General features: G+C 61.8%; 12 protein-coding genes and 1 pseudogene. 11 read left to right on the forward strand and 2 right to left on the reverse strand.

Going from position 1 to position 10655, the window contains the following annotated elements; translation table 11 throughout:
* The first annotated feature begins 354 nt into the window (after positions 1-354).
* From DDE13_RS20835 to DDE13_RS20880, 10 genes are all read left to right on the forward strand, one after another.
* Positions 355-1518, forward strand: a complete 1164-nt coding sequence (locus DDE13_RS20835) for a transporter substrate-binding domain-containing protein (protein ID WP_111406147.1) — start codon at positions 355-357, stop codon at positions 1516-1518.
* Positions 1515-2177 (forward strand): ANTAR domain-containing response regulator, encoded by a 663-nt coding sequence (locus DDE13_RS20840; protein ID WP_111406148.1) that lies wholly within the window; start codon positions 1515-1517, stop codon positions 2175-2177. The genes DDE13_RS20835 and DDE13_RS20840 overlap by 4 nt, the downstream gene beginning before the upstream one ends.
* On the forward strand, positions 2174-3412 hold the full coding sequence (locus tag DDE13_RS20845; RefSeq protein ID WP_111406149.1) for an urea ABC transporter substrate-binding protein: 1239 nt from the start codon (positions 2174-2176) through the stop codon (positions 3410-3412). Before DDE13_RS20840 ends, DDE13_RS20845 begins: the two co-directional genes overlap by 4 nt.
* A 68-nt stretch (positions 3413-3480) precedes the next feature.
* A complete protein-coding gene (locus tag DDE13_RS20850) occupies positions 3481-4353 on the forward strand; it encodes an ABC transporter permease subunit (protein WP_222626165.1) in 873 nt (290 codons plus the stop codon).
* Positions 4350-5447: an ABC transporter permease subunit gene (locus tag DDE13_RS20855; RefSeq protein ID WP_111406151.1), complete on the forward strand. Its 1098-nt coding sequence runs from the start codon at positions 4350-4352 to the stop codon at positions 5445-5447. Before DDE13_RS20850 ends, DDE13_RS20855 begins: the two co-directional genes overlap by 4 nt.
* On the forward strand, positions 5444-6163 hold the full coding sequence (locus DDE13_RS20860) for an ABC transporter ATP-binding protein (protein ID WP_111406152.1): 720 nt from the start codon (positions 5444-5446) through the stop codon (positions 6161-6163). Before DDE13_RS20855 ends, DDE13_RS20860 begins: the two co-directional genes overlap by 4 nt.
* Positions 6156-6869, forward strand: coding sequence for an ABC transporter ATP-binding protein (locus DDE13_RS20865; protein ID WP_111406153.1), 714 nt, complete (start codon positions 6156-6158; stop codon positions 6867-6869). The genes DDE13_RS20860 and DDE13_RS20865 overlap by 8 nt, the downstream gene beginning before the upstream one ends.
* A 34-nt stretch (positions 6870-6903) precedes the next feature.
* Complete coding sequence (locus DDE13_RS20870) at positions 6904-7890, forward strand: acetamidase/formamidase family protein (protein WP_111406154.1); 987 nt, start codon at positions 6904-6906, stop codon at positions 7888-7890.
* Between the two features lie 11 nt (positions 7891-7901).
* Complete coding sequence (locus DDE13_RS20875; protein ID WP_111406155.1) at positions 7902-8648, forward strand: SDR family NAD(P)-dependent oxidoreductase; 747 nt, start codon at positions 7902-7904, stop codon at positions 8646-8648.
* Positions 8649-8815: 167 nt separating this feature from the next.
* Complete coding sequence (locus tag DDE13_RS20880; RefSeq protein WP_162631143.1) at positions 8816-9406, forward strand: thermonuclease family protein; 591 nt, start codon at positions 8816-8818, stop codon at positions 9404-9406.
* A 65-nt stretch (positions 9407-9471) separates the two neighbouring features.
* Here the strand turns inward: DDE13_RS20880 and DDE13_RS23080 are convergent, their stop codons facing one another.
* Positions 9472-9669: a hypothetical protein gene (locus tag DDE13_RS23080; RefSeq protein WP_162631144.1), complete on the reverse strand. Its 198-nt coding sequence runs from the start codon at positions 9667-9669 to the stop codon at positions 9472-9474.
* Positions 9670-9726: 57 nt separating this feature from the next.
* Here DDE13_RS23080 and DDE13_RS23495 point away from each other — a divergent pair.
* A pseudogene (locus DDE13_RS23495) lies at positions 9727-9921 on the forward strand (IS5/IS1182 family transposase); the annotation flags it as partial.
* 99 nt (positions 9922-10020) lie between these two features.
* Here DDE13_RS23495 and DDE13_RS20890 read toward each other — a convergent pair.
* Positions 10021-10368: a hypothetical protein gene (locus DDE13_RS20890; protein WP_111406158.1), complete on the reverse strand. Its 348-nt coding sequence runs from the start codon at positions 10366-10368 to the stop codon at positions 10021-10023.
* Positions 10369-10655: the final 287 nt, after the last annotated feature.

The raw sequence follows: 10655 nt of genomic DNA on the forward strand, positions 1-10655 counted from the left end.
CTCCGTTTTCGATCTTGAATCAGAAATGAGACCAAACGGGAATCCCTTGATTGCAGACACGGCCTAGCAGTCGTACGGGCCTTTGGAGGCAGCATTCGATCGCGCCGTGCCAGCAAAATCAGCCCGGCGCACATTCTGTAAGCGCTACTGCGGGTGCGGGGGGTGCAGGTGAAGACGGCCTTTTTGCGCAAGTCATTCTTCTTGACAGGCTGGCGTCGGGTGTGGCGTCCTGACACAGGCCGCAACAGCGCGGATCAAAACTTCAAATCTTAGAGTATGCGCTTCGAGCGCGTGGCAGCAGAGCCTTCAGGTGACAACCGTCGCCAGGGGGCTTTTTTGCGTTGGGAGCCGTCAATGACGAAACCGAAATTGGATATCGGCCTCGTGGTTTCGACAACCGGCTCCTATGGCGCGATCGGGCAGTGCATCTGTGCCGGAGCGGAATTGGCCATGGCCGAGGTCAACGCCGATCCGGACGGCCCGTTCCACCTGCGCGCGATCCGGCGCGATCCAGCCGGAGTGCCGGCCTCCTATGCCGCTTCGGTCGACGAACTGCTGACGGGACTTGGGCTGACGCACGTTCTGGGTTGCTACACGTCGTCGAGCCGTAAGGAAGTTCTGCCGCTCTTCGAGAAGCATGACGCGCTCTTGTGGTATCCTTCCCATTACGAGGGCTTCGAGACCAGCGACAACGTGATCTATACCGGAGCAGCGCCGAACCAGCATGTCATACCCTTGGCGCGGTATCTTCTGGCCAATCATGGAAAGCGCGGATGGTTCGTCGGGTCGAACTATGTCTGGGCATGGGAAAACAACCGCATTCTTCGCGAGGCGCTCATGGTGGCTGGCGGGACAGTTCTGGGCGAGCGGTATTTCCCGGTCGGGGAAACCGAACTTGGGGCGCTTGCTCAGCAGATTGTGGAAGACCGCCCTGATTTCGTCTTCACGACCCTGATCGGAGACTCCTGCTATGAATTCCTGCGATTGCTTCGCGCTGCGGCGATAGCAGAGGGTCTCGATCAGCCCGGTTGCATGCCCGTGGCAAGTTGTAGCCTGTCCGAGGCAGAATTGCCGCTGATCGGTCTGGCAAGTACCGGTCATCTGTCGTCGTCAGTTTACTTCTCGACCATCGTATCCCCCGAAAATGCGCGCTTCACCGCGCAATGGGATTCGCGCTACGGACACCTTGGGCGGGCCTGTGCAGATGGAGAGGCGGCGTACGTGGCCGTACATTTGCTCGCGATGGCTGTGGCAAAGGCAGGGTCGACGGCCCTCAGTGATGTGCGCGCCGCCGCGCGCGGGTTGCGCTTCGCGGCGCCGCAGGGGATCGTCACCGTCGACCCCGACAACCTGCATTGCACGATGCGTCCCCGGATCGGGCGTTCGAGCGAAGCGGGAATCTTCGATATTGTCTTCGAGGAGCGCGGTCCCGTCCGGCCCGATCCATACCTGGTCTGGGCCAACGCAACCGCGGAGGATGCTCGACTGGGGCCCGATCACCTTCGGCGCGTGCCATGAAGGGCCCGGTGAAAACCAATTTTCGGGGCCTTCGCGCGGTCGTCGTCCATGGCGACGACAGAAATCGAAAGGTACTGGCTGATGTGCTTGGTAAGCTCGGCCTGCACCCGGTGCTGATCGACCCCCAAGATGAAGACCTGCCCGCCGCTTTGCTGGCATGCGATGTGATCTTGCTCGACGCGGATGTGAACATAGAGTTTCTGGCCCAGTCGGGTTCTTTGCCTGATGTGCCGTGTATTGCGCTTATCGGGACAGAAACCCCAAGCCAACTGGCGCGAATGGTGCGGCAGGGCTGCATCAGCCACATTCTCAAGCCTGTGCGAAACTCCGGAGTATTCACCGCACTGCTGCTCGCGGTGAACGCGCACGAACAGCGCCAGAAAGTGCAGCGCGAAGTGACCGGCCTTCGGCAGCGCTTGGCAGGACGGAGGGACGTGACGGCGGCCATTCTGGACCTGATGGTCGCGGATAGCATTGATCAAGACACGGCCTACGACCGTCTCCGCGTCGAGGCAATGAACAGGCGTATTCCAGTCGAGGATCTGGCGCGCGAATACCTGACCCGTCATCCGCGGGAACAGGGGGGTAATCGGCACCCGTTCTTAAAGGCCGACAACACTGCAAGAAAACGACCCACCAACAGGAGACTGAAACAATGAAGACGTACTCCAAGCGCCACGTCCTCGCGGCCATGCTGGCCGGAACCTGCATCGCGGGCTTGCCCGCGCTGGCGCAGGACGGCCCGATCAAGATCGGTGTTCTGGAAGACCAGTCAGGGGATTTCGCTGCCGCCACCAATGTGAAGGTCCACGCGATCCAGCTTGCTACGCAAGAAATCAACGATGCCGGCGGGATCGCCGGGCGCCCGATCGAACTGGTGATCTACGACACGCAGTCCGACAACCGCCGCTATCAGGAATTCATGCGTCGGGTGCTGCAGCAGGATCAGGTTGACGTGGTCTTCGCGGGTTTCTCGTCGGCCTCGCGGGAGGCGTATCGTCCGATCGTGAACCAGTTCGACGGGTTGGCCTTCTACAACAATCAGTATGAAGGCGGCGTGTGCGACGCGAACATGATCGTTACCGGTGCCGTTCCGGAACAGCAGTTCTCGACGCTCATTCCTTGGATGATGGAAGAATACGGATCCAACGTCTACACGCTGGCGGCAGATTACAACTTCGGCCAAATCTCGGCCGAGTGGGTGCGGCAGATTGTCGAGGAACAGGGCGGCACAATGGTCGGTGAGGAGTTCATCCCGCTGGGCGTGTCGCAATTCAGCCAGACGATCCAGAATATCCAGGAGAGCGACGCTGATTTCGTCGTGACGCTTCTCGTGGGTGCAGCGCAGGCATCCTATTACGAACAGGCAAATTCGGCCAATGTCGGGTTGCCCATGGCGTCGTCGGTCAATGTCGGGCAAGGTTACGAGCACAAACGTTTCACGCCGCCGAGCCTGGCGAACATGTTTGTTACGACCAACTACATCGAGGAAATCGACAGCCCTGCGTCGAACGATTTCGTCGAGAGGTTCCGGGCGATGTTCCCCGATGAGCCCTACATCAATCAGGAAGCCGCAAACTCCTACATCGGTATCAACCTTTACAAGCAATTGGTCGAACGGGCCGGATCGACGGATCATGACGCCATCCGCGCCGTGATCGCCGAAGGCGACGTGTGCTTTGATGGTCCCTCCGGCAATGTGTGTCTCGATCCCCAGAGCCAGCACATGTCGCACACGATCTACCTCGCCAAGGTCGAGGAAGACCATTCGATCACTTTCCCCACGGTCTGGGAAAACATTGAGCCCTACTGGCTGGGCGACGCCGGGTGCGATCTGACCCAGAACGATCCCAGCGCGCAATACACGCCATCGAGCCCGCCGCCGGCGCAGTAATGCGAACGTTCGGGCGGGGTTTCGTCCTCGCCCGGGCCTTGTCTTCAGCGGAACAGGGGGCGCGGCGCGTGGAGCTTTTTCCGGCGATCTTTTCAATTTTCTACCAGTTCGGTGATGCCTTTGCCTTTCTGGTGATTTCCTGCGCGGGGCTTGCGGTCATCTTCGGGATGATGGGGATCATCAACCTTGCGCATGGCGAGTTCATCATGTGCGGGGCCTATGTCACTGCCGCATCGGCGCGAGCGGGACTGCCATTGCCGCTGGCCATCGCGTGCGGGGCAGTTGCCGCCGGGGTCGTGGGCATGGCGCTGGAGCGAGCGGTGATCCGCCATCTCTACCACCGGCCGCTCGACTCGATTATTGCGACCTGGGGCGTCAGCCTCATCGCCACACAGGGCGTGCTCATAATGCTGGGGCCTACAATGCAGGGCATTGGCACGCCGTTGGGCAGTACGCTGGTGGGGGAACGCTCTTACTCCGTCTACCGGATCGTTCTGTTCGCCTCCGCCGTCGGGTTGCTTGTGGGGCTTTACGTTCTCTTCTACCGGACCCGCTTCGGCGTCATAGCGCGCGCGACGATCCAGCGGCCCGCGATGGCGCGCGCGCTGGGGGTAGATACCCGGCGGGTCTACGGGCTGACCTTCGGACTTGGCGCCGGCCTCGCCGGGCTTGCAGGAGGGCTGTACGCGCCCACCATGACAATGGTGCCGACCATGGGCGCCACGTTCATCGTGGAAAGTTTCGTGACCGTGGTGGTCGGAGGAGCGGATATCTTCCTTGGCGCGGCGCCTGCGGCCGCGATCCTCGCAGTTATCCGGGCGGCGCTGACGGCATGGTATGGCCAGCTCTTCGGGCAGATCGGCCTTCTGGTGGCGGTGATCGTGGTGATCCGCGTTATGCCGGGCGGACTGTCGGCCTTTCTCAAGAGGTGGCAGCGATGAGGCGGCTTGAACTACCCGATGCGTCCGAAGCGCCGGCCCGGCAAGGTTTGCGGCTCTGGCTGTCGCGTCTCGAAGGGCCGCAGACCATGGGGCGCGGGCCTGGCTTCTGGGTGGCGGCGGCGCTGGCGGTCGCGGCGGCTGCGGCCTACCCGGCCTTCGCCAACGATTACGTCGTCGGCAATGCTGCCTATTTCCTTGTTTGGACCTTCATGGCGATGGGGCTGGGCGTGGTGTGGGGATACGGTGGTGCGCTCAGCTTTGGGCAGACCGCGTTCTTCGGGCTCGCTGGTTATACCTATGGCGTCATCACCATCAATATCGGGTCGGCTTTCGGTGCGACTTGGCTGGCGCTGCTTCTGTCGGTCGCGCTTGGTGGGATCTTCGCGCTGCTCATCGGCTATTTCATGTTCTACGGACGTATCAAGGGCGTGTTCATCGGCATCGTGACGCTCTCGGTCACGCTCGTGCTGGAAACCTTCATGGCGCAGACGGCCGGGCCGCAATGGCGGATCGGGGAAGCGCGGTTGAACGGGTTCAACGGTATGTCCGGCATGCCTCCGCTCACCGTGCCGTGGTTCGGCGGCGACGTTCTCCTCTATGCAGGAACGACGCTCTATTACGTCCTGCTCGGCATGGTGGTGCTGGTGTACATGGGTCTGCGGATGCTTCTGAACGCGCCGTTCGGGAACGTTTTGGTCGCCATCCGCGAGAACCCGGAACGGGCAGAGATGCTGGGCTATGACATCCGGCTATACCAGATGCTGGCCTTCGGTCTCGGCGGTGCGCTGGCGGGGACCTCGGGCGTTCTCTACACTGCATGGGGTCAGTATATTACTCCGTCGAGTATGGGCCTGACCTCTGCCGCGCTGCCTATCGTCTGGGTGGCAGTAGGCGGACGCCGCGATATCACTGCGACCCTGCTGGGCTGCCTTTTGGTGATTGCGGGGTTTCAGTCCCTGACAATCTACGGAAGCCAGTATGCCCTGATCGTCATGGGGGTCCTTCTGGTGTTCACGGTCCTCGTCACACCGAACGGGCTGATCTACACGGCCATGGATCGGGTGGGACGACTGTTCGGGGAGGCGCGCCGATGAACCCGATCCTTGAAGTTTCCAAGCTCAACAAGAGCTTCGGCGGTGTGACGGTCGCGCGCGATATCGACTTTGTGCTGGATGCGGGTGCGATGCATTGCCTGATTGGTCCGAATGGCGCCGGCAAATCGTCGTTCTTCCGGCTCCTGTTGGGCGAACACGCGCCCGACAGTGGCGCGATCCGCTTCTCTGGTGACGACATCACGGCCCTGCGGTCCTTCGAACGCATCCGCAAAGGCATCAGCGTGAAGTTTCAGGTTCCCGGCATCTTCAAGGCGCTGAGTGTACGCCAGAACCTGGAGGTCGCGTTCCAGCATCACCTGCATGGAGCGAGCCTTGGCGGCACGATCAGACGGGTGCTGGAATTCACGAACTTGACGGGCGAAGCGGCGACGCACGCCGGCGTGCTGTCGCACGGCCAACAGCAATGGCTCGAGATCGGCATGGCGGTCGGGGTGGAACCGAAACTCCTGCTGCTGGACGAACCAACCGCGGGCATGTCCCCCGACGAAACCCGCAAGACGGGCGAGATGCTGCATGAACTGAACGCGCGTGGCATCACGATCCTCGCGGTCGAGCACGACATGGCCTTCGTCCAGCAGATTGCCGACAGCGTGACCGTGCTGCACATGGGGGCAATCTTTGCCAAGGGGAGCATCGACGAGATCACCGAACATCCCGGCGTGCAGGAAATCTATCTGGGGGCTGCCGATGAGTGACGCTTCACTTTTGGACGTCGATGGGGTGTGCGGCGGCTATGGCGGCGAACAGGTCCTGCAGGGGGTGGCGTTCAACATGAAACCCGGCGAGATCGTGGCCATAATTGGCCGCAACGGCGTCGGAAAAAGCACGCTGATGCGCACGCTGACCGGACTTCTGGCCCCGAGTGCCGGGTCGATCCGCTTCAATGGGGTGGACATGACACGCGAACCGGCGAACGTGCGCGCGCTGCGGGGCATCGGCTACATTCCGCAGGGTCGCGACGTCTTTCCAGACCTGACAGTCCGTGAGAACCTTCTCGTGGGCGAGGTGGCCGGGCAAGGACGGGAGCCGCCCGATTACGACACGATCTACCGGTTCTTCCCGATCCTGAAGGAACGCGAGCGCCAACGTGCAGGAACCCTCTCGGGCGGCCAGCAACAGCAACTCGCGATCGCCCGTGCCATGATCGGGCATCCCAGCCTGATGCTTCTTGACGAGCCATCCGAGGGCATCCAGCCTTCGATCATCAAGGACATCTCGCGCAACGTCCGGGAACTGAATGCTCAGACCGGTGTGGCGGTGCTTCTGGTCGAACAGAACCTCGACCTCATCGTGTCGATGGCGCAGCGTGGTTACGTCATGGAAAAGGGCCGGATCGTTGCGAGCCTGGGACCTGATGAAATCCGCTCGCGCGAAGCGGTGCGGGCCTATCTTACAATCTGAATACACAAGAGAACACGCAGGAAGGAGCAACGACATGGACTGGCTGGAACAATCGCTCATGGGACGCAACGGCGTGGCGCAGGGCAAGCCCGGTGCGCGGCACGCCATCACCATCGCTGACCAGGGTACATTCCACTACGTCTACGGCCCCTATGTCGATCCGGTGCTGGAGGTCGATCCCGGCGCCGTGGTTTCGGTGGAAACCCATGACGCTTTCGAGGGCAAGATTACGAGCGAGACCGACAAGCCATCGGAGATCCTCAACTTCCCCTATCTCAACCCGCAGACCGGCCCGATCTTCGTGCGGGGGGCGGAAAAGGGCGATGCGCTGGCGGTGCGGATCTTGTCGATCACGCCACGCGGCCCGCAGCCCGTGGGCACGACCTGCCTGATCCCGGAATTCGGTGGGCTGGTCGGCACGGGCAACACTGCCATGCTGAATGCGCCGCTCGCGGAGAAGGTGAAAAAGATCAAGGTGGACACCGACGGCGTCTACTGGTCCGACACGGTCACGCTGCCCTTTGAGCCGTTCATCGGCACGATCGGCACCTCGCCCGAGATCGAGGCGATCTCGTCGCTGCAACCCGATTACTATGGCGGTAACATGGACCTTCCGGACGTGGCGCCGGGCTCGATCATCTACCTGCCGGTGAACCGCGACGGCGCGCTGCTGTATCTTGGCGATTGCCACGCGATCCAGGGTGACGGGGAACTGTGCGGCGTGGCGCTGGAAATGCCCGCGACAGTCGAGATCCACATCGACCTGATCAAGGGGCACGGCAACGCATGGCCGCAGCTCGAAACCGAGGACGCGATGATGTTCATCGGCTCCGCCCGCCCGCTGGAGGACGCCTCGCGCATTGCATACCGCGAACTGGTGCGCTGGGTGGCGTCGGAAACGGGGCAATCGGAGGCGGACGCCTACATGTTGCTGACGATGTGCGGCAAGGTTCGGTTGGGGAACATGGTCGATCCAAAATACTCGGTCGGCGCGTCGGTTGCCAAGAAATACGTGAAATAGGGGAGTCGGGCATGGATCTGGGACTTGAGGGAAAAAAGGCGCTGGTGACAGGCGGCAGCAAGGGGATCGGGCGGCGCTGCGCCGAGATCCTCGCTGCCGAAGGGGCACAAGTGGCGATCTGCGCACGCACAGAGGCCGAGGTGAAGGCCGCTGCGGCGGAAATGGGCGTGCTGGGCGCTGCAGTGGACGTGTCCGACAAGACAGCACTGGAGGCGTGGGTGAAGGCCAGCGCTGATGCCATGGGCGGTATCGATATCGTGATCGGCAACGTCTCCGCGCTCGCGGTGGCCGACGACGAGGCCGCGTGGCAGGCCGGGTTCGAGACCGACATGATGCATTGCGTGCGCATGGTGAACGCTTCGATGCCGTGGCTCGAGGCGTCCGAGGCCGCGTCGATCACGCTGGTCTCGTCGGTATCTGGACGGGAGATCGATTTCACCGGTCCGGCTTACGGGGCATTCAAGGCGGCACTAGTGCATTATTCGCAAGGCTTGGCCTACAAGCTCGCTCCGAAGGGCATCCGCGCCAATGCCGTGTCACCGGGCAACACCTATTTCGAAGGCGGGATCTGGCAGAACATTGAGACCGGCAACCAGGAATTGTTCGAAACGGCGCTTGGGTTGAACCCGATGGGCCGCATGGCCACCCCCGAGGAGATCGCCCGCGGCGTCGTGTTCCTAGCCAGCCCCGCATCAAGCTTCACCAGCGGCACGAATCTCGTGATCGACGGGGCGCTGACGAAGGGCGTGCAACTGTAGAGGAGTTGATCGCCACCTCGATGCGATATGTCGTGTTGAATTTTGGAAACTTAGCAATCGTGAGTTGAAACTATCTGGGCATCAGTTTGTAGAATCTTCGTCATCGGGTTAGCATCACTTTTGGCTGTCATGTATCGCTCGCAGCGACCGTCACCGGCACTGCGCATGTGATCGACGGCGACACGATCGCGATCGGCGCAGCGCGCGTCCGCATCCACGGTATCGATGCCCCGGAAATCGGGCAGCGCTGCGAACTGAAGGATGGACGGTCTTGGCGCTGCGACGAGGCGGCGACTGACGCCTTGGCTGCCATGACCGAGGGGCAGCAAATCTCTTGCGATGTGCGAGACGTGGATACCTACGGCAGGTTGGTTTCCGTCTGTCATGCCGGCGGCCAGGATGTGGGAAAAGTACTCGTTGAAGACGGCCTTGCTTGGGCTTTCGTGCGCTACAGCGAGGACTACCTTGGCGAAGAGGCCGCAGCACAGGCTGCGGGACTGGGTATCTGGCGCGGTGGTGCGCGGCCGACGACGCCTTGGGAATATCGGGCGGATCGCTGGGAGCGCGCGGCGGTCGCGTCCCCGCGTGAAGGCTGTCCGATCAAGGGAAACATTTCCCAGGATGGTGAGCAGATATACCACACACCTTGGTCACCCTGGTACGGTCGCACCCAGATTAACGAGAGCCGAGGCGAACGCTGGTTCTGTGACGAGAACGAGGCTGCCGCGGCTGGGTGGCGTCCGGCTCGAACAAGATAGAAGCGTTTTCTTCGCCGGGTGAACGTCCGAGGGCCCCTATGCGCTGCGTCTCGCCGTCAGCACGATCACGGTCGCCATTTCGGCACTTGCTGAGCGGCACGCAACGAAAACCGTCGTGCCTGCAGGCCTGCGAATATTGGAGCTGAGCTTCCATCTGCGTCTTCGGCAAGCGGAAGGGATGCACGCGCCTCGATCCGGAATCGCTCAGCCGTGCCGGGATGGCTCAGCCAGGCCCTGTCCCACCAATCGACGATGAGTTCCATGCTTTGCTCCAGCACCTCAGCAGCAGGCAGTCGATCCCGCTTGCTGTGGCGGTTAGCCGCGCTCTCTGGCTAGGATGGAGCGGGTACCACCGCCGAAGCCGGGTCGAGTCGAAGATTCACTGTGTACAACTTCTGGGCCAACAGCAGAGAGCGAGGAACTTTGACCGCTATGTCGCTGAATTCCACGTTCGCATCGCCGTCGTGAAGTGCTACACCGCGCTCTTAATCTTGGTCACCGAAACTGCGAGATAAGCCCGTTCGGGAAAGAGGAACCCTGGCAATCAGCCCTTTTATGCAAAAGAGCCATGCCGGGGGCGCGTGGATGGTTCCGGGGCCACCAGTAAGCGGAAATTACGGGCAGCCCGCCGCAAACCACATGAGACAATCGTGAATCGGAATTGAATCAGCGCGGATCTTCGCCCAGTCGGTAGGATTCGCCACGGTGCCAATCTTAGCGCCGTTGCGCGAGGTGTAGGAGATGTTCGTCAGCATGTGTTGCATGTTGTAGACGACATGACCGTGCGGGAGGATCGTGCGAAAGTTCGCGCAGGGGCCTTCGACAACGAAATACTCCTTTGCTAGCGCTCCTTCATCGGTGCCGTCATAGTACATTGCGGGCGCGGGCGGCAGCGTGCCGGCGCCGGACGGCGTGAACGCCGGGGCGTCCGTGTTGAAAACCGTTTTCTTGTCCTTGCACATGCTGCGCGCTCCTCATGGCGTAATCGGGGCGACCCGCGTGCCTCTCACTTTGCGCGGGACTGGCGTACCGGCCAAGGGGGAATTTTCAAGTTTTCGGCAGCGACGACAGACCCGGGCCGAAGTCGCGCGGCCGACTCGGGACAACCCGAGTAGACCGATCCCGGCCATGCGCCGTGCACAAGGCCAGGCAACGATCTCGGCGAGCAGTCTTCCCCACATCACCGCGTCCCCTTGCGCCAGTCGTCGATCCGCGCCCAGACGGCGAGGCCGATCCCGGCGAGGGCCAG

Source organism: Meridianimarinicoccus zhengii, from assembly GCF_003254465.1.
GTDB lineage: Bacteria > Pseudomonadota > Alphaproteobacteria > Rhodobacterales > Rhodobacteraceae > Meridianimarinicoccus > Meridianimarinicoccus zhengii.

Bases quoted from the DNA above. Each gene is read 5' to 3' on its own strand.
- DDE13_RS20835 (WP_111406147.1), top strand. From the start codon at position 355: ATGACGAAACCGAAATTGGATATCGGCCTCGTGGTTTCGACAACCGGC.
- DDE13_RS20840 (WP_111406148.1), top strand. From the start codon at position 1,515: ATGAAGGGCCCGGTGAAAACCAATTTTCGGGGCCTTCGCGCGGTCGTC.
- DDE13_RS20845 (WP_111406149.1), top strand. From the start codon at position 2,174: ATGAAGACGTACTCCAAGCGCCACGTCCTCGCGGCCATGCTGGCCGGA.
- DDE13_RS20855 (WP_111406151.1), top strand. From the start codon at position 4,350: ATGAGGCGGCTTGAACTACCCGATGCGTCCGAAGCGCCGGCCCGGCAA.
- DDE13_RS20860 (WP_111406152.1), top strand. From the start codon at position 5,444: ATGAACCCGATCCTTGAAGTTTCCAAGCTCAACAAGAGCTTCGGCGGT.
- DDE13_RS20865 (WP_111406153.1), top strand. From the start codon at position 6,156: ATGAGTGACGCTTCACTTTTGGACGTCGATGGGGTGTGCGGCGGCTAT.
- DDE13_RS20870 (WP_111406154.1), top strand. From the start codon at position 6,904: ATGGACTGGCTGGAACAATCGCTCATGGGACGCAACGGCGTGGCGCAG.
- DDE13_RS20875 (WP_111406155.1), top strand. From the start codon at position 7,902: ATGGATCTGGGACTTGAGGGAAAAAAGGCGCTGGTGACAGGCGGCAGC.
- DDE13_RS23080 (WP_162631144.1), bottom strand. From the start codon at position 9,669: ATGGAACTCATCGTCGATTGGTGGGACAGGGCCTGGCTGAGCCATCCC.
- DDE13_RS20890 (WP_111406158.1), bottom strand. From the start codon at position 10,368: ATGTGCAAGGACAAGAAAACGGTTTTCAACACGGACGCCCCGGCGTTC.